Genomic DNA, 25,742 nt, shown 5'->3' with positions numbered 1-25,742 from the left:
CTTTAAAGGTGGCTCCCCCAACTGGACTCAACGGGGGCGCCTAGCCCAGTGACATATTTGGCGATAGCCAAACAAAAAAAACGCTAACCTTTCGGCTAGCGCTTCTTTAAAGGTGGCTCCCCCAACTGGACTCGAACCAGTGACATACGGATTAACAGTCCGCCGTTCTACCAACTGAACTATGGGGGAATAATGGTGCCTCGAGGCGGAATCGAACCACCGACACGGGGATTTTCAATCCCCTGCTCTACCAACTGAGCTATCGAGGCAATGGTGCCGGCTGCCGGAGTCGAACTGGCGACCTACTGATTACAAGTCAGTTGCTCTACCAACTGAGCTAAGCCGGCACACAAATCGCGAAATACTGTGTGTCACACCATTATTTCATTATATGGTGCCCGGAGGCGGAATCGAACCACCGACACGGGGATTTTCAATCCCCTGCTCTACCGACTGAGCTATCCGGGCTAACGGGGCGCTATTAAACGGATTTTCCGTGTCACCGTCAACTGTTTTTTTGAAAAAAGTGCTGATATCGCATTGTTTGGATAAAAACCCAGCGAAGTGCGATAAAAACAAGCAAAAATCGGCGCTCACCACCCTTTATTGGGGGAGTTTAGAAAACGCTTTTTGATAGCGGGTGACCTTTTGCAAGTAGCGCCGAGACTCCGAAGAGGGGTGGCGGTGAGTCAATGCCCAATAGACTTGATTCGGGCGCAGCTTGTTTAAATCCTGCATGGCTCGGCGTCTATTGCTATCAAACGTGCGCAGGACATTCCCTGTTCCGCCGTTATAAGCGGAGATCATGCTGTAGTGCAAAGAGAGTGGATCGCGTACGGCTTTAAGATAGCGGTTTTTAAGAATGTAAAAATAGGCGGTGCCTGTATCAATATTTCGCTCAGGATCAAAAAGATACTTAGGCGTAGGTTGACCACTACGCTTCTTTACCAGCTTGAATACATCGCGGCCAGCCGTTTTGGGAACCACCTGCATTAATCCATATGCATTGGCCCAACTCACTGCATAAGGATTAAAACTGCTTTCGGTTTTGATGATCGCATAAATCAGTTTTTCAGAGATGCCGTAACGCTTGGATGCACGGCGGACGATATCGGCATATTGATAACGGCGCTTGGCAACATGATCGTTCACCATGGGAATGGTGACGTAATACATGTTTTGAAAACGCACTTTTTTCTTTTTTAACCGCTTGTCAATTAGGTAGTTAGCAAAGCGATTGGCGCGCCACTCCCAAGTAATCGTTTTTCCTTCATGATCCACCACTTGTCCTTCGAGAAATGGGCGTCCATTGAGTGGCACTTTCGCCGCAGAATACAGATCGACGGAAGCCGGATCTCGGGGCGTGAGTAAGGTGGTGACGATGGCTTGTTTGAGGTGAGACTTCGGTGCATCAGTGGCGACGGTTTCCACGCGGATAACACCGCGTTCAAAATCAATGCGCGCCCGACTTTTGTAATTGTCTGTGTATTTGACGTAATCCCGTTTGCCTGACACGAACACTTGGTTTTCTCCCCAGCGCACCTCAATGTTGCCGGTGAACTGGCTAATCAGTTGATTCAGGGCGTCGATGTCTTTTTCGAACTGGCCGGGGATAGGCGCTAGATTTTTAGCAAACCGATTGGTGGTTTGATAATCCACGCCTACGTATTTTTCTACGCTTTCGCGGCTACAACCGGACAGCAAGGTGCTAAAACAGCACACCAACAAGCAAAGTATTCGCGTCATCGTTATTGCATTAGTATAAAAAACACCCGCACTGAGATTAACACAATGCGGGTGCTTTGTAGCCTTGGCGATGCCCGAGTGTGGACGGGGCCGCGTTAATTAGGCCTCGGGTGGCACATAACCGTCGATATGCACATCTTGGCCTTCGAATAGAAACTTCACCATTTCTTCTTCGATCACCTTACGGTGCTCAGGATCCATCATGTTGAGTTTTTTCTCGTTAATGAGCATGGTCTGCTTTTTCTGCCACTCAGCCCAGGCTTCTTTGGAAATGTTGTCATAAATGCGTTTGCCGAGCTCGCCGGGATAAAGCTGGAAATCTAGCCCGTCGGCTTCTTTTTGTAGACGTTGGCAAAATACGGTACGGCTCATAGTCTAGGCTCCTTGTCATCGCCTGTGAGATGTTGTTGGCGCTCGTGTTCTACTAAGGTTAACAGCTTTTTCACTGGTGCCGCTAACCCAACTTTTGCTGGTTGCGACAAGTTATACCAAAGCCCTTGGTTCGCTTCCATGATGATTTGCGGCCGTTCATTAACACGCACCTTGACGGGGACAATATCGAGGTGAAAGTGGCTAAACGTGTGTCTAAACGCGGTGAGCACTTCAGTATGAGTCGGTTTGATCCCCTGCAGCTTGTCGGCAATATCGATATCAAGTGTATGCTCTGATGCTTCCGGTAAGCACCATAGCCCGCCCCATAGACCACTGGGCGGACGCTGCTCTAACCAGATATCGTCTTGGTATTGAATGAGTAAAAAGCTGACTTGCTTTACGGGCAGAGTCTTTTTGGGCTTTTTACCGGGAAAATCAAGCTGACGGCCTTGCGCGCGCGCTTCACAGCGGTCTGCGACCGGGCAAAGCTCGCACTTAGGCTTGCTGCGAGTACACACCATGGCACCCATATCCATCATCGCTTGATTGTATTTATCGGTATCCGTGGCGGGCGTGAGTGCCTCAGCGATGTCCCAAAGCTTGTTTTCTACCGGCTTCTTCCCAGGCCAGCCCTCGACGGCATAGCAGCGTGCCAAGGTGCGTTTGACGTTGCCATCCAAAATAGGATGGGGCTGATTAAGCGATAGCGATAGCACTGCGCCGGCAGTTGAGCGCCCGACACCAGGTAGCGCCATGACTTGCTCGAGTGTGGTAGGAAACACGCCGTTGTGCTCGCGGGCGATAACTTGTGCGGCTTTGTGTAGGTTGCGGGCGCGGGCGTAATAGCCAAGTCCTGTCCATAGGTGCAACACTTCGTCTTGTTCGGCATTGGCGAGATCGGTGACTGTTGGAAAGCGCGTCATAAAGCGCTCAAAGTATGGGATCACCGTGCTCACTTGGGTTTGCTGCAGCATGATCTCGCTGAGCCAGACCTTATACGGGGTTTTGTTTTGTTGCCAAGGCAGGGTTTTACGGCCATATTGCTCGTACCAGTTTAAAATGGCGTCGGAAAAAGATTGACTCACTGTGCTCTCTCTTATTGTTTTGCTCACACGTGCACAAAGGCAGGTCACAGGGTACACTAACGAGTAGGCACACTAATAGGATCAGTGCGGCCAACTTGCGCAATGGCGAAAACTTTGCATAATGCGCAGTCCGTTTAGATTTCCAACAATCGATGGTCTTTTTCACCACCATCACTAACACTGCATCACAGGCACTCAATCATGACTGAAGTCACTAAAACCGAACTGACCGAGGATGGCAAAGTTATTCGTAAAGTACGCAGCTTTGTGCGTCGCGAAGGCCGTTTAACCAAAGGCCAAGAGCAAGCGCTCAACGAATCTTGGCCGACCATGGGCATTGACTTCGAGGCGACCGAACTGGATTGGCAGCAGGTGTTTGGCAACGATAACCCAGTGGTGCTGGAAATCGGTTTTGGTATGGGCGCTTCTTTGGTGGAGATGGCTAAAAATGCCCCCGAGAAAAACTTTGTGGGTATTGAAGTCCACACCCCAGGCGTGGGTGCTTGTTTGATGGCCGCGCGCGAAGCCGGTGTCACCAACCTACGTGTGATGTGTCATGATGCGGTCGAGGTGTTTGAGCAAATGCTGCCAAAAGACAGCCTCGACACGGTTCAGCTGTTTTTCCCTGATCCTTGGCATAAAAAACGTCACCATAAGCGCCGCATTGTCCAATTGCCATTTGCAGAAATGGTACGCGACAAATTGAAAGTGGGTGGCGTATTCCATATGGCGACCGACTGGGAAAACTATGCCGAACATATGATTGACGTGATGGAGGCTGCGCCTCACTATCAGAACGTGGCGCAAGAGGGGCTTTATGTCCCACGCCCTGACGATCGTCCTCTGACTAAATTTGAGCAGCGTGGGCAGCGCCTTGGCCACGGTGTTTGGGATATCAAATACACGCGCACCGCCTAAAAACGCGCGTGTGATTCGGTGTCACAGACACGCTTAAAGCCAACCTAGCGTTGGCTTTTTTGTCCTATGTTGTAGAAGGATCCTGCCGGTGAAACCCAGTGCGCAATTACTCGAGCAAATTCTTGCTGATGTTCGGCCATTAATTGGACAAGGCAAGGTAGCTGACTATATTCCGGCATTAGCGGATGTGGCTAATCACAAGCTCGGTATCGCTGTGTGTTATAACGATGGCGATGTGATCCGTGCCGGTGATGCGGATGAGGCATTCTCTATTCAATCGATCTCCAAGGTGTTGAGCCTGACACTGGCGATGCAAAACTATCAAGCCGAGGAGATCTGGACGCGTGTGGGCAAAGAGCCCTCGGGACAAGCGTTTAACTCGTTAATTCAGCTTGAGATGGAGCAAGGGATCCCACGTAATCCCTTTATTAACGCCGGTGCCTTGGTGGTCAGCGATATGCTACATACGCGCCAATCTGCGCCGCGCCAACGTATGCTAGAGTTTGTTCGCCATCTCGCTGACAACCCGCACCTTTGTTATGACAAAGGGGTGGCGGATTCAGAAATGCTGCACAGTGACAGAAACGCGGCGATTGCGTACCTGATGCGCGCGTTTGGTAACTTTGATAACGATGTGTTGCCGGTATTAACCAACTACTTTCATTACTGCGCGTTAGAGATGAGCTGTGTCGATCTAGCGAAGGCGTTCTTTTATCTGGCCAATAAAGGGACACCGCTGTCTGACAGCACCGCGATTTTAAGTCCTACACAAAGTAAACAGATGAATGCGCTGTTGGCCACTTGTGGCTTGTATGATGGTGCGGGTGAATTTGCTTATCGCGTAGGCATGCCAGGTAAGTCTGGCGTGGGGGGAGGCATTATTGCCATTGTACCTGGCGAGATGTCGATTGCCGTCTGGTCGCCGGAGCTAGACCCTTCTGGTAATTCACTGGCAGGGACGGCCGCATTGGAGCTATTGTCGGCGAGAATTGGTCGCTCGATATTCTAATGTGTCTCCGATTGTTGTGCCGATCATAAGGGCAATATTCACCCCGCTTTAACCTATAAAGGCCTCGCAGCACGCTGCGGGGCCTTTTTACTGGGCAAATACGCGCTGATGCCGTAATGAGTTTACGCGTCAGCTGCCAGTGTCGCAAAAGCGTGATCGGCCGCGGCGAGCGTAGCGTCCACTTCTTTTTGACCGTGAGCTAAGCAGGTAAAGCAGGCCTCAAACGCGGAAGGTGCCAAGTAGACCCCTTGCTCGAGCATTAAGTGGAAGAAACGCTTGAAGCGCTCGGTGTCACACTGTTGCACATCTTTAAAGCAGGTGACGGTCTCTTGCTCGGTGAAGAAGAAGCCAAACATCGCGCCTGCTTGGTTGGTGGTCAGCGCAATACCGTGTTTGTCAGCCAAGGACTTAAACCCTTCTGCGAGCTGATTGGTAACATGGGTCAAGTAATCGTGGTTACCTGGCTGACGTAGCTCAGACAAACAGGCGTGCCCGGCCGCCATGGCGACGGGGTTCCCCGCCAGTGTTCCCGCTTGGTATACCGGACCTGTCGGTGCCAAGTATTCCATCACTTCACGACGTCCGCCAAAGGCACCCACCGGCATACCACCACCGACAATTTTGCCCAGTGTGGTTAAGTCAGGTTTTACGTCGTAGTAAGCTTGTGCGCCACCTAATGCCACGCGGAAGCCAGTCATGACTTCATCAAAAATCAGTAAGGCACCGAACTCATCGCACAGCTCGCGCAGGCCTTGTAAGAAACCCGGTTGCGGCGGCACACAGTTCATGTTGCCCGATACCGGCTCAACAATGATACAGGCAACATCTTCAGGGTAGGTTTCGAATGTGTGGCGTACCGACTCAAGATCGTTATAGGTGCAGGTCAGTGTGTGCTTGGCAAAGTCGGCCGGCACTCCTGGCGAGTTGGGCTCACCGAGGGTGAGGGCACCAGAGCCCGCTTTGACCAGCAAGCAATCGCCATGGCCGTGATAGTTACCCTCAAATTTAATGAACTTATCGCGTTTGGTAAATCCGCGCGCAAGACGAATAGCGCTCATGGTCGCCTCAGTGCCTGAGTTCACCATGCGTACCATTTCCATCGAAGGCACTAGCTCTGCAACCAGCTCCGACAAGGTTGTTTCACTCTCGGTTGGCGCACCAAAGCTGAGGCCACGCTGTGCGGCATCCACCACGGCTTCGCGGATAGCACTGTGATTATGGCCTAAGATCATCGGGCCCCATGAGCCGACAAAATCGATATAGGCTTTGCCGTCGGCATCAAAAATGTAAGCGCCGTCAGCACGCTCCATGAAGACAGGGTCGCCGCCGACACCGGCAAAAGCACGCACGGGAGAATTCACGCCACCGGGAATGGTGCGTCTAGCTTGTTGAAAAAGTTGTGCTGATTTGGTCATGACATATCCTGTTTGGTAAGGCTTGGCCTAAATTGCGTTGGCGTATTTTAACCAAAGATACGGAACACTGGCGAGGTAGAGTATGATTTCGTTAAGACAAGATTGGCAATTAATACGTACTGATCACAGTTGCGATCAAACGCGCAATACTTGAACACTTTACTCAGGTATTAGATAATCCCATACTTAGCACAAAGAGCATGTGAGGTAACAATGAGCGAAGCACCTTTGCCGTTAGAGTTTTCTGAGGCCGCGGCAACCAAGGTAAAGACGCTGATTCAGGAAGAAGAAAACCCCAACCTGAAGTTGCGCGTCTATATCACCGGTGGTGGCTGTAGCGGCTTCCAATATGGTTTTACCTTCGATGAAAACGTCAATGAAGGGGATATGGAGATCGAAAAAAGCGGCGTGATGCTGGTGGTTGATCCTATGAGCTTACAGTACCTGATGGGCGGTAAGGTCGACTACACCGAGGGCCTTGAAGGATCGCGCTTTTTCATTGATAACCCCAATGCCACGACCACCTGTGGCTGTGGTGCATCGTTTAGCGTCTAACCTTTTTATGGCGACGTTCAGCTTTTTGAGATAAAAAAACGGCGCCTTTGAGCGCCGTTTTTTATGCGCCAAGGCGATTAGCCACCTCGGTTGTAATGATTCAAGCTGCCCACGGTGGCCAGTAACTGATTAAACTTACTTAGCTGAGCCATCCGCGATTCGGCCAGTCGCACAAACGCCTTTTTCTGTTCGCCTTGCAACGACTTCGCCTCAGGCAGCTTTACCGTCCGCGGGTTTTTGTGTACCCCATGGACGAGAAACTCATAGTGCAAGTGTGCGCCCGTCACGCGCCCTGTTGAGCCTAGCGTACCAATGATATCCCCTTGTTTGACTCGCTGGCCGGTTTTCACTTTACGCTTGGTCAGGTGCAAATATTTGGTGATATAGGTCGAGCTGTGGCGGATAAACACATAGTTGCCGTTGAAGCGGTTATACGAGGCTTTCATCACCACGCCGTCCCCAGCTGCTTTAATGGGGGTACCCACTGGCGCAACATAGTCGGTACCACGGTGAGGCTTTACACGACCAGTGACCGGGTGCAAACGACGTGGGTTGAAGTTTGAGCTAACATAGCGGAAGTTAACCGGTGAGCGTAAAAACGCTTTTTTCATCGCTTTACCACTCGGCGTGTAGTACTTACCATTTTTTGCGCGTACTGCCGTAAAGGTATCTCCTCGGTTAGTGAAGGTCGCGGCGAGGATATTACCACTGCCAATATGCTCCCCTTCCACAAACTCTTCTTCATACAACACGGAGAAGCTATCACCATTGCGAATATCAAGGGCAAAATCCACATCCCAACCAAAGATCCCCGCCAATTGCATGATCTGATTTGGGTTTAATCCAGCATCCGAGGCTGCTTGCCAGAAGTTTGACTTGATGGTCGCGCGCGCAAAGTTTAGCTGCGTATCCACGTGCTTGGTTTCAATACGTGATTGATAGCTATCATCAATTTTGTTGACGATCAGCGTTTCATTACTGCCTCGAGGCTGAATGAGCTGCACCAGTTCGCCGTCATCGTCTACCCCTAGGCGTACTTCATCGCCTGGATTTAAGTAAGCGAGGGTTTGCGTTCTTTCGTCGGCATTCACAAGGCGGTAAAGGGTCGTTGGGCTTAACCCCGCACGGCTGAACAGTAGCGCCATGCTCTCGCCAGGCTGCACTTCATAGGTTTGCCAGTTGATATTGCGCTTAAACTGCGCGGGCATCTCATCTTTGGGAGGCAGTAATGAGACAGCTTTAACTGGTAACGGGTAATGTTTACCCGGTTCGAAATTAGGTTTAGGGCGCGGCGTATCGGCGCCGTCTGGTACCAAGATTAATAAGACAATGAATGCGCTCAATGCACCGATAACGAGTTTATGTAACTTAGGTAAGGCTGCGAGTTTATTTAACGGCATGAAGACTATGTTGAATCACTACGAATAAAGTTATGACAGTCAGACACCCAATCGGTTTTATTGGGGATGATGCCCTGAAGTAGATTTGACACGGCTGACACAAAGACCACAAACATCTTTTGACGGCAGCCGCTGCGCGCACCCTGTACACACTCTATCAGTTTAACTGGTTTCAAAAACTGTCGCTATTCGAGTAGTATGTCGGTTTATCACATTTTTGCCTATTGGGTAGGAGCAAGAGACTATGGCGAGCCTGGAAGCTGCGCTAGCAGAACTAAAACGTGGCGTAGATGAAGTAATCCCGGAAGACGAGCTGGTGGCAAAGCTGAAAGAGGATCGTCCTCTTCGCATCAAACTTGGCGCGGACCCCACCGCACCCGATATCCACCTGGGTCATACAGTGATCCTTAATAAGCTCCGAGCTTTTCAAGCGCTTGGCCACGAAGTGATCTTCTTGATTGGTGATTATACCGGTATGGTGGGTGACCCAAGTGGTAAAAATACTACCCGTCCACCATTGACACGTGAACAGGTGCTGCAAAATGCAGAGACCTATAAAGAGCAGGTGTTCAAAATTCTGGATCCGGCGAAAACGCGTATCGAATTCAACTCGAAATGGCTAGGGGAGTTGGGCACAGATGGCATGATCCGTTTGGCGGCAAGCTCGACCGTGGCTCGCATGCTTGAGCGTGATGACTTTAAAAAGCGTTATACCAGCAACCAAGCCATTGCTATCCATGAGTTTATCTACCCACTGCTTCAAGGGCACGATTCGGTGGCATTGGAAGCTGACGTTGAGCTGGGCGGCACTGACCAAAAGTTCAATTTGCTGATGGGGCGTGAGCTACAAAAGCAAGCAGGACAGAAGCCGCAAGTGGTGATGACCATGCCACTGCTGGTTGGGTTAGATGGCGTTAAAAAGATGTCGAAGTCAGCACACAACTACATTGGTGTGAGCGAACGCCCGGATGATATGTTCGGTAAAATCATGTCGATTTCTGACGATCTGATGTGGGATTACTATGAGCTGCTGTCTTTCCGTCCCCTCGAGGAAATCGTCCAATTTAAGCAGGACGTACAAGCGGGTAAAAACCCACGTGATATTAAGATCCTGCTAGCCAAAGAAATCATCGCGCGTTTCCACTCCGAAGCCGACGCCGATGCCGCTGAGCAAACGTTCGTCAATCGCTTCCAAAAAGGCGCGATGCCGGATGAAATGCCAAGCTTCACCTTCGAGCAAGGTATGGCGATTGCTAACCTATTAAAAGAGGCGGGGTTGGTTAACTCCACCTCGGATGCGCTGCGTATGGTTCGCCAAGGCGCGGTGAAAATTGATGGCGAAAAAGTCGAAGATACCAAGTTAGTGCCTGCCGCGGGTGAATCCGTTTACCAAGTGGGTAAACGCAAGTTTGCTCGGGTGACGCTCAGCTAAACCGCACCCTAGGTGGCGTATTCAGCGGCCACTGAGAGTGCAAAACCCTCGCATGACGCGAGGGTTTTTTATATCAAATACTTAACACCGATAGTGGGACTGGCGCTTAGCCACTAGGTGTGCCAAACGCCTTTTAGTGCACGTACCATGTGTTGACCAAGATAAAACGCCGTTTGTAGGCAGGCTTCGTTAGGTTGACCATCGTCTGGCGTGTGTGCGGTCACTCCAAGGCTTGTGCCACTTGGATTAATCTTTTCCACCCCTATGTTGGCGCGACCTAGACTTAACCACAGCATGTCATGCTGGCTGGCTAAGGTTTGGAAATACTGCAGTGTCTGTGGCTGGTCACCTCCTGGGTAGGTGCCTACGGTAAAGCCTGCCGCGTACTTTCCTCGCCAGTCTTGGCGCTCCCAGGTGGGGCTAGAGGCATCGGCAAACGCCTTAAATTGGGCGCTCGGTCCACCCATGTAGGTGGGCGCACCGAAGATAATCGCATCAACGTCTTTAAGCTTTTCAAACACCTTGTCATCGACAAAGCGTCCGTTTTCAATCATGTCTGGCTCAATGCGGTAAACCACAGGTTCGGCATCGCCGGCATGAATGCCTTCCGCAATCGTGGTGGCTAGCGCATGAGTATGATCGTCGACAGAATGATAAATAATGGCAATGCTGATCATAGTGGCTCCTTTACTGAGACTGTACGTCAGACCTTAGGGTGTGTTGTCTAAATTTCAACCACTGTCTATTCAGGCTCGGCATACTGTCCCAATAATGGCTTTTAAGACCTGTCTAGCGCGAATGGTGGCAAGGACAAATGCCAGCGGATCGCCGCTAAGCGAATCAATAGTGTGGTGACCATACCCACAATAGAGGCAGTCACAGAGCCCGGGCTGACTTGAACGGCGAGGGTATGAACGATGCCGCCAGCAATACAGGCAGTGGCATACACTTCTGTTCTCAGCACCATAGGTACTTCGCGCGCGAGCACATCACGAATAATGCCGCCGCCACACGCGGTGATCACGCCCATGATCACCGCTACCAAGGGAGATGCGCCATAACTCAGGGCTTTATCGACACCGATACCCACAAAGACCGCCAACCCAATGGCATCGGCACAAGGCAGCACGTACCAGGGGAGACGGCGAGGGTGACGGATAAGTAGCATAGTGGCCACACAGGTGGCTAAAATCACCCAGATATAGGTGGTGTCGGTGATCCAAAACGCAGGTGTGGCCCCCATCGCCATATCTCGCACTGTCCCGCCGCCAATGGCGGTTGCACAGGCGAGAACGACCACGCCAAAGGGATCCATACGCAGACGGCCCGCCACCAGCACCCCGGAAATTGCGAACACGGCCGTACCGAATAAGTCGAATAAATACAAAATCATGGTCTGAGTCATGCTAAATCCTATTGTGCCTGACGGACTTCATCGAGGGCGGTACAAATTTGCTCGGCGGCGTTTAATGCACGAGGGGTCGCGCGAGTGAGCCAATCCGGGTTAAGTGACCAAGTAAACTGGCGCGTCGCCTTAGGCAGCAACTCAGCCATCGAATGCCAACTGTCTGGTAGCTGCTCGCCTGTGTGGAAAAGCACTTTGGGGGCACGTGTGATGACTTGTTCCATATTGACTTGTGGATAGGCGGCGGGGCTGTCGGCGAAGATATTTTTCCCCCCACATAAACGAAATAGCTGACTCGGCCAAGCTCGGTTACTGGCGGTCATCAGTGGCGTGTCACTGAGTAAGTAAAAGTAGGGAACAGCCTCTGCATTGCGGTACTGGGCGTTTAATTGCGCCAGCTTTTGATCAAAGGCGTTAGCATTGCGTGTGGCGATGTCTGGGTTCTCGCTATAATGACCCAGCTCGCGAATAAACTGACCAATATCACTGAGCGTGTCTGGGTTGAGGTAACGGATGGTAAAGCCTAATTCCGCCAAAGCTTCCAGAGGTTTGGGCGGATTCCCGCCGCGCCAAGCTAAAATAAGATCCGGTTGCAGGGCGATAATGCGTTCGAGTTTGACTCCCCGATAGTTGGCCACGCGTTCGAGCGACTGAGCCGGCTGCGGATAATCACTGTAGGCACTTGCAGCGACCATATTGGGGCCAAGCCCAGCGGCATAAGCCAGCTCTGTGGCGTGAGGGGCGAGACTAATCACTCGCAACGGAGTGGCGTGAGCAAAAGGCATCCATGTTAAGGCCAAGACAAGCCAACAGGCTTGCAAGCGAAAAAGGGTACAAAGGGCACGAAAACGTGGCATCAATCAGTGTCCTTAAACGATTAAAACCAAGGAGCATAACCCGAGCCAGATTAAAACACTGTGGGTTAACTTCAAGCGCAGCAATAAAAGGTGATAACACGCAGGGGTGACCCCATAGCCAATTTTGGTTCTCAAGGTCTTAGTACCTTGATAGACAGCCGGACCGCCCAGTGACAATTGAAAGCGACTTCCTGCACACGCGAGTAGCCAACCTGAACCAGGCGTTCGCCAGTGTCTGCCCTGCTGCCAGCCGGTTTTTAGGTGTGACCAAGGTTGACGGCTCATTGCCACGATCACAGCAAACAGCCCCATTGGCACTATATCCAACAGGTTCAATAAGCGTGCGCTGGCGAGCCCGAACGGGTAATAGCTTAAGCGGCTAGGGGACCAAACCCGATGAAGGTGTACCAAGCTGGTGTATAGCAAGGCACCGACACCGCCTGCGAGGAGATAATAAAATATCACGCAAACACAGTGACGAGCCGTACCGAGCAGCAGTGTTTCCGCGCCCGCTTTTCCTATTCCGATCAATGACAGAGACTCGGTTTCACGGTTTACTCGCGTGGCGAGCAACGCGCGCGCTGCGCCTTTATCATGTTGGTCTATCGCGTGAGCGATGGCATGACCAAACTTATCGATGGGGCGCCAGTCTAGCGCGAGCCAGAGTAATATCGCATCGAACAGGGGGCGCGACCACACAAGTTCACGGGCGGCGATTAAAAAAATGGCGAGGGTGCCGCCCATTAACATTAAGGCGAGCGCACCGGCAAGCTTACGCTGGCGCTTAGGGTCTGTGTCTTTGTTGACTTGGCTCGCGAGCAACGCTGCATACTGTCGCCAGTATTGAAATGGAGAGTACTGACTGGGCAATGGGAGTAGCCAGTGCACTAATACCGCCAACCACAGCGCCCATAAGCGGCCCTGGTCGGCGGCGTAAATCATCCATTGTTGCGGGTTGAGCAAATCATCCATGGGGGCGTGCGATCAGGCGTCAATCATCGCGACCATATTTTCCACCATGGCCGAGGAACTTTTCGCCGCTAACGGCAAAAATTCTTCAAAGGTCATGGGTGACTCTTTTTCGGCGACCACATCCGAGATGGCACGCACCACCACAAAAGGGGTGGCAAACTGAGCACACACTTGCGCAATTGCCGCCGCTTCCATCTCTGCGGCTACCGCATCAGGGAAGTGGGTTTGGATATGTTGGCGGTGGGCATCGGTGTGCACAAAAGTATCGGCGGTACAGATCAAGCCACGCACCACATGTGTTTGGCTATCCACTGCTTTCTCCGCGAGTTGCATTAATGCTTCATCGGACTCGAACACCGCCGGTTGCTGCGGAACTTGTCCCATTTGATAGCCAAATGCAGTGGCATCGGCATCGTGGTAGCACACCTCAGAGGATACAACCACGTCACCTAGGTTAAGTGAAGGCTCGAACGCGCCCGCTGAGCCTGTATTGATCACCCAATCGGGCTTGAATTGCGATAGCAGCAAGCTTGTGCCGACCGCTGCAGCGACTTTACCAATGCCAGACTGAAGTAACACGATATCATGGCCTTGCAGCGTCCCCGTATAAAAGGTGCAACCGCCTTCTTGGTGGGTTGTGCTGTTTTCAAGCTTGTCACGCAGCAGAGTCACTTCTTGCTCCATTGCGCCAATGATGCCGATTTTCATGGTGATAATCCTGTTCGCATAAATGCCGATAGTGTACATGAGGCAATAAAAAAGTGCCTCCTTTGAGGCACTTCTCAATCGATTATCTCGATGTGGTTTCACACGGATTGATTGTCGCGGGGCTACACTTCCAGGTAATCCATGATCCCTTCGGCGGCTTTGCGACCTTCATCAATGGCAGTGACCACCAAGTCGGAACCTCTTACCGCATCGCCCCCGGCAAAAATTTTGGGGTTAGTGGTTTGATACAAGATATCACCTTTTGCCGGCGCTTGGATGCGACCACGCTCATCCAGGGCGACATCATAAGGTTCTAGCCACTCCATAGCATGAGGTTGGAAACCAAAGGCCATGATCACTGCATCTGCTTCCAGCACATGCTCACTGCCTTCAATCGGCTCTGGGCGGCGGCGACCCGCAGCATCAGGCTCACCCAGTTGGGTTTTCACCACGGTGACCCCGCTTACGTTGCCGTTACCGTCAACTTCAATCCCCAGCGGTTGCAGGTTGAACATAAAGTTGACCCCTTCTTCGCGGGCATTTTTCACCTCACGGCGTGAGCCTGGCATGTTTTCTTCATCTCGGCGGTAGGCACAGGTGACACTGGCGGCTTGTTGGCGAATCGAGGTGCGAACACAGTCCATCGCAGTATCGCCACCACCGAGTACCACCACACGTTTACCGGCCATATCAATGAACGGTGGTGCGTCATTCAGTTCCATCACTTTGTAGGTGTTGGAGACTAAGAAGGGCAGCGCATCAAAGACGCCGGGCGCATCTTCATTGGCCAGCCCAGCACGCATGTACTTGTAGGTACCCACCCCTAAGAAAACCGCATCGTAGTCATCGACCAAGGTTTGCATGTCAATATCTTTGCCCACTTCGGTATTGAGGCGAAATTCGACGCCCATCTCGGTAAAGACACGTTGGCGATGCCGCATCACATCTTTCTCGAGCTTAAACGATGGAATACCAAAGGTGAGCAGGCCACCAATTTCTGGGTAGCGGTCAAAGACCACAGGTTTCACCCCGTTACGAACCAGCACGTCGGCACATGCGAGCCCTGCCGGGCCAGCACCAATCACCGCGACCTTTTTGTCGGTCCACTCAACGTGTGACATGTCAGGCTTCCAGCCCATTTCAAACGCTTTATCGGTGATGTACTTCTCGACATTGCCGATGGTTACCGCGCCAAAGTCCTCGTTGAGCGTGCAATCCCCCTCACATAGGCGATCTTGTGGGCACACACGACCGCAGACTTCCGGCAAGCTATTGGTTTGGTGCGATAGCTCAACCGCTTCTATAATGCGCCCTTCGTTAGCAAGCTTGAGCCACTGTGGAATATAGTTGTGCACTGGGCACTTCCATTCACAGTAGGGGTTGCCACAATCAAGGCAGCGATCAGCTTGTGCTGACACTTCTTTCTCGGTGAACGGTTCGTATATTTCCACGAACTCGATTCTGCGCGTCTCGATCGCTTTTTTGCGCGGGTCAATGCGCTGCACATCAATAAACTGATAGATGTTCTGGCTCATGGGTCCCTCCTTTTACTGCGCCTGAACGCGCAGCTCAGCAGCGCTGCGACTTTGGTGGCCTAATAAGGTATTTACATCCGCGGCTTTTGGCTTGACGAGGTAGAACCTATGTACCCAAGCGTCAAAGTCATCGAGCAGCTGCTGCGCACGATCCGAACCGGTCAGCTCGAAATGCTGGGCTATCAGGCCACGTAGGTGCTCTTGATGGATAGCCAACGTCTCCAGCGACAGCGCTTCAACCAACTCAGGGTTAATCCGACCATTAAAGTCGCCTTCTTCATCAAGCACGTACGCGAAGCCACCGGTCATCCCGGCGCCAAAGTTGACCCCAGTGCGACCGAGAATGGCCACAATGCCTCCCGTCATGTATTCACACGCGTTGTCGCCCGCGCCTTCCACGATGGCATGGACGCCAGAGTTACGCACGGCAAAACGCTCACCAGCTTTACCCGCAGCAAACAATTTACCGCCCGTCGCACCATATAAGCAGGTGTTACCCATGATGGTAGACTCGTGACTGGCAAAGGCTGAGCCGATGGGTGGGCGGATCACAATTTGTCCACCGCTCATGCCTTTACCCACGTAGTCGTTGGCATCCCCGATAAGGGTAATGTTCACCCCTGCGGCATTCCATACCCCGAGAGATTGACCCGCGGTGCCTTGCAGTTGCACATCCAGTGGGTTGGCAGCCATGCCCGCATTGCCATAACGCTTAGCAATCGCCCCTGACAAGCTGGCACCGACTGAACGGTCGGTATTGCGGACCGATTTGTAGATGCTAGCACTGTGGTTGGCGGCAATGGCTTCACCCAGTTCACCGAGTAGCGCTTGGTTCAGCTCGGCTTTATCAAACGGCGTATTCGGCTCACTGCAATATAAGGTCTTACCTGGCCAAGGTGTCGGCGCATCGAGAATGTGGCTCAAATCGAGCTTCAGTTGCTTGGCGGTAAAACCATCAACTGCCTCAAGGAGGTCCGTTCGACCAATCAGATCGGTGAGCTTTTCGACCCCTAGTTCGGCGAGCAGTTCGCGTACTTCTTCACCAAGACCTTTAAAGAAGTTCATCACTTGCTCGGGGAGGCCTTTAAAGTATTCACTACGCAAGGTTTCGTCTTGAGTAGCGACGCCGGTGGCACAGTTATTGAGGTGGCAAATACGAAGGTATTTACAGCCAAGTGCGACCATTGGTGCGGTACCAAAGCCAAAGCTTTCTGCGCCCAAGATAGCGGCTTTGACGATGTCTAAACCGGTTTTTAGACCACCGTCGACTTGTAAGCGGATCTTGTGGCGTAAGCCGTTTTCAACCAGTGCTTGTTGGGTTTCAGCAAGACCCAATTCCCATGGGCTGCCGGCATATTTAACCGAGGTGAGCGGGCTTGCGCCTGTACCACCGTCATACCCTGAGATAGTAATTAGGTCGGCATATGCTTTGGCGACCCCAGTGGCAATGGTGCCAACACCGGGCTCTGAAACCAGCTTGACCGAAACCATTGCTTGCGGGTTGACTTGTTTTAAATCGAAGATCAGCTGTGCCAAGTCTTCAATCGAGTAAATATCATGGTGCGGTGGAGGCGAAATCAAGGTCACGCCTGGGACGGAGAAACGCAGTTTAGCAATTTCTGCTGTCACCTTATGGCCAGGCAGTTGCCCGCCTTCACCCGGTTTCGCACCTTGGGCAACTTTGATTTGCAGGACATCCGCGTTGGTCAGGTAGTGCGGGGTAACGCCAAAGCGCCCGGATGCAATCTGCTTGATGCGTGAATTGCGCTCGCTATTGAAACGACGTGGGTCTTCGCCCCCTTCGCCCGAGTTAGAGTGTCCGCCGAGACGGTTCATGGCGATGGCCAGCGCTTCGTGTGCTTCCGGGCTCAAGGCACCGATAGACATCGCCGCCGAGTCAAAGCGTTTGAACAGCTCCGTTGCCGGCTCTACGCGCTCGAGAGCAACCGGTGAGGCCGCTTTTTTCAGTTGCATTAAATCACGCAAGGTCGCCACAGGACGCTCGTTGACGGTTTTGGCGTAGGTCTTGTAATCCATTGCCTCGCCAGATCGCACCGCGCTTTGTAAGCTGGTCACCACATCTGGGTTATACGCGTGGTATTCGCCATCGTGGACATATTTAAGCAGACCGCCATGTTCAAGCGGTTTACGCTTGATCCATGCTCGGCGAGATAGGTTGACCAAATCTTGTTGGAAATCATCAAAGTTGGCGCCTTGAATGCGGCTGGCCACGCCTTTGAAACAAAGCTCAATCACATCTTGGTGTAAGCCGACCGCCTCGAACAGTTGTGAGCAGCGGTAAGAGGCGATGGTTGAAATCCCCATTTTCGACATGATCTTGTAAAGGCCTTTATTAATCCCGTTTCGGAAATTGACCATCACATCGCGATACGGCTTATCGACGGCACCGATATCAACAAGGTTTGCCAGTGTTTCATAGGCTAAATATGGGTAAACCGCCGTGGCACCAAACCCGAGTAATACCGCAAACTGATGCGGGTCGCGAGCGCTGCCGGTTTCGATAATGATGTTGGCGTCACAGCGCAGGTTTTGGTTCACTAAGCGTTTTTGTACCGCACCAACTGCCATGGCGGCGGGAATAGGGAGCGTGTCTTTATTGATGCTGCGGTCAGAGAGCACCACCAAGACGGTTCCATCACGCACACAGCGCTCGGCTTCATCGCATAGATCTAAGATGGCTTGGTGTAGATCTTTCTCATTCGGATCGTAATTAATATCCAAAATGCTGTGGCGATAATAGGTATCGTCTAACTCGAGCAGCTGGACCAAATCTGAGAACAAGAGGACAGGCGATTTAAACGCCACTCGCTCAGCGTGACCGTCGGTTTCGCAAAACACGTTCATTTCACGGCCAATACAGGTGGCCAGTGACATCACGTGGTTTTCACGCAGCGGATCAATCGGTGGGTTCGTTACCTGGGCAAATTTTTGCCGGAAATAATCGCTCACACAGCGCGGGCGTGATGATAAAACGGCCATCGGCGTATCATCGCCCATAGAGCCGGTAGCCTCTTGGCCAATATCCCCGAGTACTTTGATGACCTGGTCGACTTCTTCATTCGACATCCCAAACAGCTTTTGATAGGTCTTAAGCTGGGCGTCTTTGAGGTTGCGACTGCCTTCACTGGTGTCAGGATCTAAGTCTTCAAAGGGAGTGAGACGACGTACGTGCTGATCCAGCCATTCACGATACGGGTGGCGACTTTTCAGTTCGTTATCGATTTCACCCGAATGCCAAATTTTACCCTCGCGGGTGTCGATCACTAACAGCTCACCCGGGCCGACCCGGCCTTTTTCTGACACTTCGTCAGGGGCGTAATCCCAGATGCCTATCTCGGAGGCGAGCGTAATAAACTTGTCTTTGGTAACTACATAGCGCGCGGGGCGCAGGCCGTTGCGGTCAAGGTTACAGGCGGCATAGCGACCATCTGACATAACGATGCCTGCAGGCCCGTCCCAGGGCTCCATATGCATGGAGTTGAAGTCATAAAATGCGCGCAGTTCGTCGTCCATGTCTGGATGGTTTTGCCACGCGGGCGGCACCAGCAGACGCATGGCTCGGAATAAGTCCATCCCGCCGGCGAGAAAGACTTCCATCATGTTGTCGAGGCTTGAGGAATCAGAGCCTGATTCATTCACAAACGGCGCGGCTTGATGCAAGTCGGGTAATAAAGGGGAGTTAAACTTGTATGCACGTGTGCGTGCCCACTGACGGTTGCCCTCAATGGTGTTGATCTCACCGTTGTGGGCGAGATACCTAAAGGGTTGGGCGAGCGGCCAGCGTGGCTGAGTATTGGTACTGAAACGCTGGTGGAACAAACAAATTGATGACTCTAAACGCAGATCCGCGAGATCGGTGTAAAAGCGTGGTAGATCCGCAGGCATACACAAACCTTTGTAAACAATGGTTTGTGTGGATAGGCTGGTGACATAAAAGTCTGCATCGTCTGCTAAGGCTTTTTCTGCACGGCGGCGTGCGATATACAGGCGTCGCTCTAAATCGCGCGCGCGCCAGCCTGCTGGGCCATTGATAAACACTTGTTCAATGACGGGCTGAGACTGTTTGGCGATGTCTCCGAGTACGTCTGGGTTGGTCGGCACCGTCCGCCACCCCACCACTGAGAGTGTTTCAGCGTTTATTTCTTGCTCGAAGCGTTGTTTGGCTTGTTGGGCTTTTGCCGGATCGGCACTGAGAAAAATCATGCCCACCGCGTACAGGCGGCTTAGCTTCCATTGATTTTGTTCGGCAATAAGGCGGAAAAAGCGGTCGGGCTTTTGCAGCAGCAGTCCACAACCATCGCCTGTCTTGCCGTCAGAGTTGATACCACCTCGGTGGGTCATGCGGTCAAGTGCAGCGATAGCAGTACGAACCAGTTTGTGGCTGGGCTCCCCCTCTTGATGGGCGATAAGGCCAAAACCACAGTTATCTTTTTCCAGCATTGGGTTGTACAGCGACATTGCAATTCTCCCTTGCTACTGCGTTACGCGCAGTGATTGCATTTATTGTCGTGATCCTCCTGACCACTCTGAACAGATTCGCTTTGTGACTGTGCGCTCGTTATGTTGTGATTTTTTAACGAGAAAAGTCGGTGATCTACACTCTAACTCACTGTTTTATCGATGGATTGACAGAGAATACACAGGCAAAGCGCTATTCAGCGACCTTCCAAATTAACGGTAAACCTTGCAAAGGTCAAATTTTTATATGCATCCTTTATGCATAGCAATATAAGTATGTCTTTATTGTAAACAACTGATATAAAAGTATTTATTGTGGTTTTCTTGATGAATAATATCTATTCGCAATTATGCCATTTTGTTAAATAATTATTAAATAAAAGGCGAATTCGAGTAGATATTCTAGCTTTGATGATGAATAAAGAAGGGTGCGTTATATGCTTTCTCTTTCATAGCAAAAAGCACTGTCAATTGATGTAATAAAATAACAAATGATATTCGCAAAGCTGTGAACAGGACAATCACGCGTTCTATCAAAACTGTGGCAGAATACGTCGCCGGTGAGGTAGGGCGTGAATACGATCAAGGACAGTAATAAGGCAGACAGGAGTGGCATGGCGTTTTTTAGTTTTAGCTTGGTTTTCGTGTTAGGCGCTTTGCTTGGCTACGGTTGGCGCGCGCGTCGAGCGACACTGGCGTTATCCGATTGGCGGGTTTACATGGCCGGGTTAGACACGCCACATGCGATTGTCACGGCCGATGATGGTGATATCTTGTATGCCAATGCACCTTGTGTGGAGTCTTTTTCGCTGGTAGGTAGCCACAACCGGTTTAAAACCGCCAATGAAAAACAGCAGCAAGCGGTGCGCGCTTTTATTGTGGCGCAGCGTTGGCCTCAGCCATTTTCTAATGTTGAAGCCAAAGTCAGAGCCCCGGGCGCGAATCGGGTGCGGGTTGAGGTGACCTTATCTGGCTTGCCGATCCGCTGTCGCGGCAAGCGTGCCTGGCTCATTTCATTTTCTGCCTCTGAGTCCAACACGCAATGGCACCTGCAGCAACAAGAACAAGGTGTGCTTTTAAGCGTGATTAATTCCTTGGCGGAGCTCGTATGCTTTCAAGATGTTGAGGGAAACGTGGTGGGTACGAACGCCGCCTTTGACCGCTTCTGGCAGGGCCGAGAGCAGGAAGCAGTGCTTTGGCAAGCCGGTGAGCCGCTTTCCGAGCCGCGAACAGTACGTACCTGGGCGACACAACATCATGATCAGAGCTGCTTATTGGAAACGAATATCACAACGCTTAAAAATGATAAGCAGGAAGTGATAGGCACATTGAGTATTAGCCATGATGTGACCAATTGGCACCAGATGCAGGAGCGGTTACAAAAAGAAGCACAACAGCGTCACTCGGTTGAGCAAGTGCTGGAGCAGCGAAGTAACTTGCTCAGTGCGATTTTCCAAGCGAGTGTCGACCCTATCGGTATTTTTGATCAAGACTATTATCACTTGGCGTGTAATCAAGCGTATGCCGATGCGCTTGGCACCACCATTGAAGCGCTCGAGAATGCACCGGCGCAATATGTGGTAGATCCGGAGATATTTGATCAACACAAAGCGCGTGATAAACAGGTGCTAGAAACGGGTGGAACCATTACCTATGAAGATGTCATTTTAACGGATACGGGTGAGCAAACTTGGTATGAGGTGACCAAGTCACGCATTCAAGATCCGGTCACGTTGGCACCGGCTGTGCTGCTGATGGCACGAGATATCACCGAACGGAAAGAGACACAACAACAGTTAGCCGATGCCATCATGGCACTGCAGGAGCTCAGCTTTGTTGATAGCCTTACTCAAGTGGCTAACCGACGCAGTCTTGACGAGCAATTGAGCACGCTGTGGCGTTCACACGCCAGAGAGCAGACCCCCCTGGCGTTTATTCTTTGCGATATAGATCATTTTAAGCTTTACAACGATCACTATGGTCACCAGCAGGGTGACTGGGCCTTACAGCAAGTGGCCAAGGCGCTAAAATCGTCCGTTCATCGCCCGATGGATATGGTTGCCCGTTATGGGGGGGAAGAATTTGCGATTGTCTTACCACAGACAGGGCTAAACGGCGCGATGGATGTGGCTGAACGGGCGAGGCAAGCGATATTAGCGGCGAACATCGAACACTTGGACGCGGCATCCACCCAGCAACTGACGATGAGCCTGGGGGCGGCGTGTATGATCCCAGCGCCGGATCAAGATTATGGCGATTTGGTACAATACGCGGATCGTGCGTTATATCAAGCCAAGCGACATGGCCGCAATCGTGTGAGTGTGCTGCAAGGTGCCTCTCATTCTCGCCCATCAAACAAGCAACGAGCCTCGGTGGCTGAATCAATTCACTTCGAATCTGGCGGTTAATAAGCCTATATGAAACAACTTAAAGTCCTTGCCCAATATTACGTCGACTTGCTGGTCAAGTTAGGCATAGTGCGCTTTAGCATGCTACTGGCTTTGGCGCTCGTGGCGCTCGCGGTAGTGGTGCAAGTGGGGATTACCTTAGTCCTTGAAGGCACGGTTCAAAATATTGATATCATTCGCTCGGTTTTCTTTGGCCTGGTGATCACGCCGTGGGCGGTTTATTTTTTGTCGGTGGTGGTTGATCAACTCGAGGAGTCTCGTCAGCGGTTATCAAAACTGGTTTCTAAGCTGGAAGAAATGCGTGCGCGTGATATGCGCCTTAACCGCCAACTCACCGAAAATATTGAGCAACTCAACTCGGAAATAGAAGAGCGTGAGAAAGCGGAGAGTGCGCGGCAGCAGGCGATTAAAGATCTTGAAAACGAAGTTTATCAGCGTGAAAAAGCGCAGTTGGAGCTGGCGGAGCAAACCGCCTTACTCCGCTCTTTCATTGATGCTTCCCCAGATTTGATTTACTACCGCAACGCTGATGGTCAGTTCTCGGGCTGTAACCGAGCGATGGAAGAGCTAACCGGTTATGACGAGAAAACGCTCAAAGGGCTGACACCTTGGGACGTTTATCGCGAAGATATCGCTGAAAAAGTGGTCGAAACCGACCAGCAAGTGTTTGACGCCAATGTGTCGATAACCTACGAGCAATGGCTTGAATATCAAGACGGGCGTAAAGCCTATTTTGAATTACGCAAAGTGCCTTTCTTTGCCCGAGATGGGCGGCACCTTGGGCTGCTTGGTTTTGGGCGAGAAATTACCGAGCGTAAGCGCTACCAAGATGCGCTGGAAAAAGCGAGCCGAGAAAAAACAGCGTTTATTTCCACCATTAGTCATGAATTGCGCACCCCGCTCAATGGGATTGTTGGCCTAAGCCGCATGTTGCTGGAGTCAAACTTGGATGATAAGCAACGTAATTATCTGCGGACGATTTATGTCAGTGCGATCACGTTGGGCAATATTTTTAACGACATCATTGATTTAGACAAATCTGATCGCAAACGCCTTTCTCTGCATCCCACCAGTGTGGATTTAAATGAATTTGTTACCGAAATCGACAATATTTCAGGGTTGATGGCCGAGCAAAAGGGCTTACGTTTTGAACTTGAGCGAGTGACCGAACTCCCTGACTATGTGGCGGTTGATACGACGAGGCTGCGGCAAATCCTATGGAATCTCGTCGGTAATGCGGTCAAATTTACCAAGCAAGGCTGTGTGATCATTACAGTCAGCGCGGAAGTGGACGGTGACCAAGCCCATTTATGCTTTGACGTTGAAGACAGTGGTATCGGGATCCCCGCGGATGAACAAGACAAGATTTTTGCCATGTATTACCAAGTTAAACAGGCAGGGGAAAACCTACATGCCGTAGGGACAGGTATTGGCTTAGCGGTATCGCGCAAATTGGCCCGTTTGATGGGGGGGGATATTACCCTCGACAGTGAAGAGGGCGAGGGGAGTACCTTTACGGTTACCGTCAAGGTGCCATTGAGTGAGCCTGGAGAAGACGAAACACCGGCACTCACCCCAGTGGAAAGCAGGCTGCGTATTTTATTGGTGGAGGATATTGAGCTCAATATTACTGTTGCTACCAGCTTGCTTGAGAGTTTGGGGCACCAGGTGACCGTCGCTCGCGATGGGCAGTCGGCGTTAGATGTGTTCTCGCCAGACGCGTTTGATCTGGCGCTGCTCGACATTCAACTGCCCGATATGACCGGTTTTGATATCGCGGCTACTTGGCGAGAGCAGTATGCGCAACTGCCACCTTTAGTTGCGCTGACCGCCAATGTTATTAATGACAAAAATAGCTATCTTGCCAACGGAATGGACGATGCGATCAGCAAACCCATTAGTGTGAGTGCGCTTAACCAGGTGATTGAGCAGTATGCTTTGTCATCAAACATGGTGACAGACGTCGAGAGTGTGAATGAGCCCGCGCCGAGCCGTCCTATCGCGAATGAACAAGCAGAGCGGCTGCTCGATATGGATATGCTCACTGGGTATGTGGAGTTAGTGGGTATAGACCCTGTGAAACAAAGCATTGAGATGTTTGAGTCAACCATGCCAGAGTACATCGCCATCCTCGACTCGAATATGACGGCACGAGATCAAGAAGGCATTGTTTCTGAAGCGCACAAAATTAAAGGCGCTGCAGGATCGGTGGGACTCAAGCATATTCAAAAAGTGGCGCAAAAAGCACAGTCACCCGACCTCCCCGCGTGGTGGGAGAACATTGCGGATTGGATTGATGAAATCAAAGATGGCTATCAGCACGACCTGGATGTGCTCAAAGCGTGGTTAGACGAGCAAGCGTAGCGCTTCTGGCTGGCGAGCCCACTGAGAAACCAGCAAGCGACAAAGAGAAAAAAGGCGCCTTAATCGGCGCCTTCTCTTGAGTTCGACACGCAGTCTTTAAACCATGCACCGTCTCTCAACGACTCTTTATTGCTCTTCGATTTCACCGCAGAAGCGATAACCTTCACCATGGATGGTCGCAATGATCTCTGGTGTGTCATTGTGCGATTCGAAATGTTTACGGATCCGGCGGATCGTGACATCCACGGTACGATCGTGCGGCTTAAGTTCACGACCCGTCATTTTCTTAAGCAGCTCAGCACGCGTCTGAATTTTGCCTGGGTTTTCACAGAAGTGAAGCAGGGCGCGGAACTCAGAGCGAGGCAGCTTAAAGGTTTCCCCTTCTGGGTTAATGAGCGAGCGACTGTTGATGTCGAGTGTCCAACCGTTAAAGACATACACGTCGACGTTACGCTTTTCTTCGCTGTCGTTAACACTGCTCATGGCACGTGTGAGCAGGTTACGCGCACGGATAGTCAGTTCGCGTGGGTTGAATGGTTTGGTAATGTAGTCGTCGGCACCGATTTCGAGCCCGAGGATCTTATCAACTTCATTGTCACGCCCAGTGAGGAACATCAGCGCCATGTCACCTTGTTCACGCAATTCGCGTGCGAGCAACAAGCCGTTTTTACCTGGCAAGTTAATATCCATGATCACTAAGTGAACATGATGGTTAGACAGGACTTGATGCATTTCGTCGCCATCGCTGGCTTCAAACACATTGTAACCTTCCGCTTCAAAGATACTTTTCAGCGTGTTACGTGTGACCTGTTCATCTTCTACAATCAGAATTTGCGGGGTTTGCATTGGCGATACCTAATATCTAAATAGAATCCGGTTGCACTTCACAGTCTAGACCGTCTAGCCTGTGAAAAAAATTTACAAAAATGCGAGGAGTGTCTACCGCGAACCTCGCAACTAACATATGGCACGCCATCCATAGAGAAGTGTTCGTCGATGCTAGACAACGCACCGTGAGTTCCAGCTTAAGACGGGGCGTGGCAGTATGAGTGCACCACCAAGCCAATCACTCTGATATCCAT

19 protein-coding genes and 4 tRNA genes are annotated in these 25,742 nt (G+C 51.4%); 6 read left to right on the top strand and 17 right to left on the bottom strand.

Going from position 1 to position 25,742, the window contains the following annotated elements:
• Nucleotides 1-113 precede the first annotated feature (113 nt).
• The 7 genes from EHW58_RS04550 to mutY form a co-directional block, all read right to left on the bottom strand.
• Nucleotides 114-189: transfer RNA gene (locus EHW58_RS04550), tRNA-Asn, on the bottom strand.
• Nucleotides 190-193: 4 nt separating this feature from the next.
• Nucleotides 194-269, bottom strand: a tRNA-Phe gene (locus tag EHW58_RS04545).
• 2 nt (nt 270-271) lie between these two features.
• A tRNA-Thr gene (locus EHW58_RS04540) sits at nt 272-347 on the bottom strand.
• 45 nt (nt 348-392) lie between these two features.
• Nucleotides 393-468: transfer RNA gene (locus tag EHW58_RS04535), tRNA-Phe, on the bottom strand.
• A gap of 135 nt (nt 469-603) precedes the next feature.
• Nucleotides 604-1,746 (bottom strand): membrane-bound lytic murein transglycosylase MltC, encoded by a 1,143-nt coding sequence (gene mltC / locus EHW58_RS04530; RefSeq protein WP_152795006.1) that lies wholly within the window; start codon nt 1,744-1,746, stop codon nt 604-606.
• Between the two features lie 99 nt (nt 1,747-1,845).
• Nucleotides 1,846-2,118 carry an oxidative damage protection protein gene (locus tag EHW58_RS04525; protein ID WP_046074030.1) on the bottom strand — a complete coding sequence of 91 codons (273 nt, stop codon included), beginning with the start codon at nt 2,116-2,118 and terminating at the stop codon, nt 1,846-1,848.
• Nucleotides 2,115-3,203, bottom strand: a complete 1,089-nt coding sequence (gene mutY / locus EHW58_RS04520) for an A/G-specific adenine glycosylase (protein WP_172970003.1) — start codon at nt 3,201-3,203, stop codon at nt 2,115-2,117. Before mutY ends, EHW58_RS04525 begins: the two co-directional genes overlap by 4 nt.
• Before the next feature lie 201 nt (nt 3,204-3,404).
• Here mutY and trmB point away from each other — a divergent pair, with 201 nt between their 5' ends.
• Complete coding sequence (gene trmB, locus EHW58_RS04515) at nt 3,405-4,121, top strand: tRNA (guanosine(46)-N7)-methyltransferase TrmB (protein ID WP_069363412.1); 717 nt, start codon at nt 3,405-3,407, stop codon at nt 4,119-4,121.
• 88 nt (nt 4,122-4,209) lie between these two features.
• A complete protein-coding gene (gene glsB, locus EHW58_RS04510; RefSeq protein WP_172970002.1) occupies nt 4,210-5,130 on the top strand; it encodes a glutaminase B in 921 nt (306 codons plus the stop codon).
• Between the two features lie 122 nt (nt 5,131-5,252).
• Here the strand turns inward: glsB and hemL are convergent, their stop codons facing one another.
• Nucleotides 5,253-6,545, bottom strand: a complete 1,293-nt coding sequence (gene hemL, locus EHW58_RS04505) for a glutamate-1-semialdehyde 2,1-aminomutase (protein WP_046074034.1) — start codon at nt 6,543-6,545, stop codon at nt 5,253-5,255.
• A 213-nt stretch (nt 6,546-6,758) separates the two neighbouring features.
• Between hemL and erpA the strand changes: the two genes are divergently transcribed.
• Entirely contained in the window at nt 6,759-7,100 is a 342-nt protein-coding gene (gene erpA / locus EHW58_RS04500) for an iron-sulfur cluster insertion protein ErpA (protein ID WP_021022145.1), read from the top strand.
• 77 nt (nt 7,101-7,177) lie between these two features.
• Here erpA and EHW58_RS04495 read toward each other — a convergent pair whose 3' ends face one another.
• Nucleotides 7,178-8,500, bottom strand: a complete 1,323-nt coding sequence (locus EHW58_RS04495) for a peptidoglycan DD-metalloendopeptidase family protein (RefSeq protein WP_046074035.1) — start codon at nt 8,498-8,500, stop codon at nt 7,178-7,180.
• A 244-nt stretch (nt 8,501-8,744) separates the two neighbouring features.
• Between EHW58_RS04495 and tyrS the strand changes: the two genes are divergently transcribed.
• On the top strand, nt 8,745-9,932 hold the full coding sequence (tyrS, locus tag EHW58_RS04490; protein ID WP_152795002.1) for a tyrosine--tRNA ligase: 1,188 nt from the start codon (nt 8,745-8,747) through the stop codon (nt 9,930-9,932).
• A gap of 113 nt (nt 9,933-10,045) precedes the next feature.
• On the opposite strand, the gene EHW58_RS04485 is transcribed toward tyrS, so the two are convergent.
• The 7 genes from EHW58_RS04485 to gltB form a co-directional block, all read right to left on the bottom strand.
• The gene (locus EHW58_RS04485) at nt 10,046-10,609 is read right to left on the bottom strand and encodes a flavodoxin family protein (RefSeq protein WP_152795000.1); all 564 of its coding nucleotides are present in this window, start codon (nt 10,607-10,609) and stop codon (nt 10,046-10,048) included.
• A gap of 101 nt (nt 10,610-10,710) precedes the next feature.
• The gene (locus tag EHW58_RS04480) at nt 10,711-11,325 is read right to left on the bottom strand and encodes a TRIC cation channel family protein (RefSeq protein WP_046074211.1); all 615 of its coding nucleotides are present in this window, start codon (nt 11,323-11,325) and stop codon (nt 10,711-10,713) included.
• A 20-nt stretch (nt 11,326-11,345) separates the two neighbouring features.
• Entirely contained in the window at nt 11,346-12,194 is an 849-nt protein-coding gene (gene btuF, locus EHW58_RS04475) for a vitamin B12 ABC transporter substrate-binding protein BtuF (protein ID WP_152794998.1), read from the bottom strand.
• 12 nt (nt 12,195-12,206) lie between these two features.
• Entirely contained in the window at nt 12,207-13,166 is a 960-nt protein-coding gene (locus EHW58_RS04470; RefSeq protein ID WP_152794996.1) for a cobalamin biosynthesis protein, read from the bottom strand.
• A gap of 12 nt (nt 13,167-13,178) precedes the next feature.
• Nucleotides 13,179-13,874, bottom strand: coding sequence for a 5'-methylthioadenosine/S-adenosylhomocysteine nucleosidase (gene mtnN, locus EHW58_RS04465; RefSeq protein ID WP_152794994.1), 696 nt, complete (start codon nt 13,872-13,874; stop codon nt 13,179-13,181).
• Nucleotides 13,875-13,996: 122 nt separating this feature from the next.
• Nucleotides 13,997-15,409, bottom strand: coding sequence for an FAD-dependent oxidoreductase (locus tag EHW58_RS04460; protein ID WP_152794992.1), 1,413 nt, complete (start codon nt 15,407-15,409; stop codon nt 13,997-13,999).
• Between the two features lie 12 nt (nt 15,410-15,421).
• Complete coding sequence (gltB, locus tag EHW58_RS04455; protein WP_152794990.1) at nt 15,422-19,888, bottom strand: glutamate synthase large subunit; 4,467 nt, start codon at nt 19,886-19,888, stop codon at nt 15,422-15,424.
• A gap of 614 nt (nt 19,889-20,502) precedes the next feature.
• On the opposite strand from gltB, the gene EHW58_RS04450 reads away from it, so the two are divergent.
• The gene (locus tag EHW58_RS04450; protein ID WP_152794988.1) at nt 20,503-22,296 is read left to right on the top strand and encodes a diguanylate cyclase; all 1,794 of its coding nucleotides are present in this window, start codon (nt 20,503-20,505) and stop codon (nt 22,294-22,296) included.
• A gap of 9 nt (nt 22,297-22,305) precedes the next feature.
• The gene (arcB, locus tag EHW58_RS04445; protein WP_046074050.1) at nt 22,306-24,660 is read left to right on the top strand and encodes an aerobic respiration two-component sensor histidine kinase ArcB; all 2,355 of its coding nucleotides are present in this window, start codon (nt 22,306-22,308) and stop codon (nt 24,658-24,660) included.
• A gap of 126 nt (nt 24,661-24,786) precedes the next feature.
• Here the strand turns inward: arcB and arcA are convergent, their stop codons facing one another.
• Nucleotides 24,787-25,506 (bottom strand): two-component system response regulator ArcA, encoded by a 720-nt coding sequence (gene arcA / locus EHW58_RS04440; RefSeq protein WP_046074051.1) that lies wholly within the window; start codon nt 25,504-25,506, stop codon nt 24,787-24,789.
• Between the last annotated feature and the right edge of the window lie 236 nt (nt 25,507-25,742).

The sequence above is a fragment of the Salinivibrio sp. VYel1 genome, assembly GCF_009377945.1.
Classification (GTDB): Bacteria; Pseudomonadota; Gammaproteobacteria; order Enterobacterales; family Vibrionaceae; genus Salinivibrio; species Salinivibrio siamensis.
The sequence above is the reverse complement of the archived record's forward strand: the minus strand, read 5'-3'. Positions and strand labels throughout refer to the sequence as shown.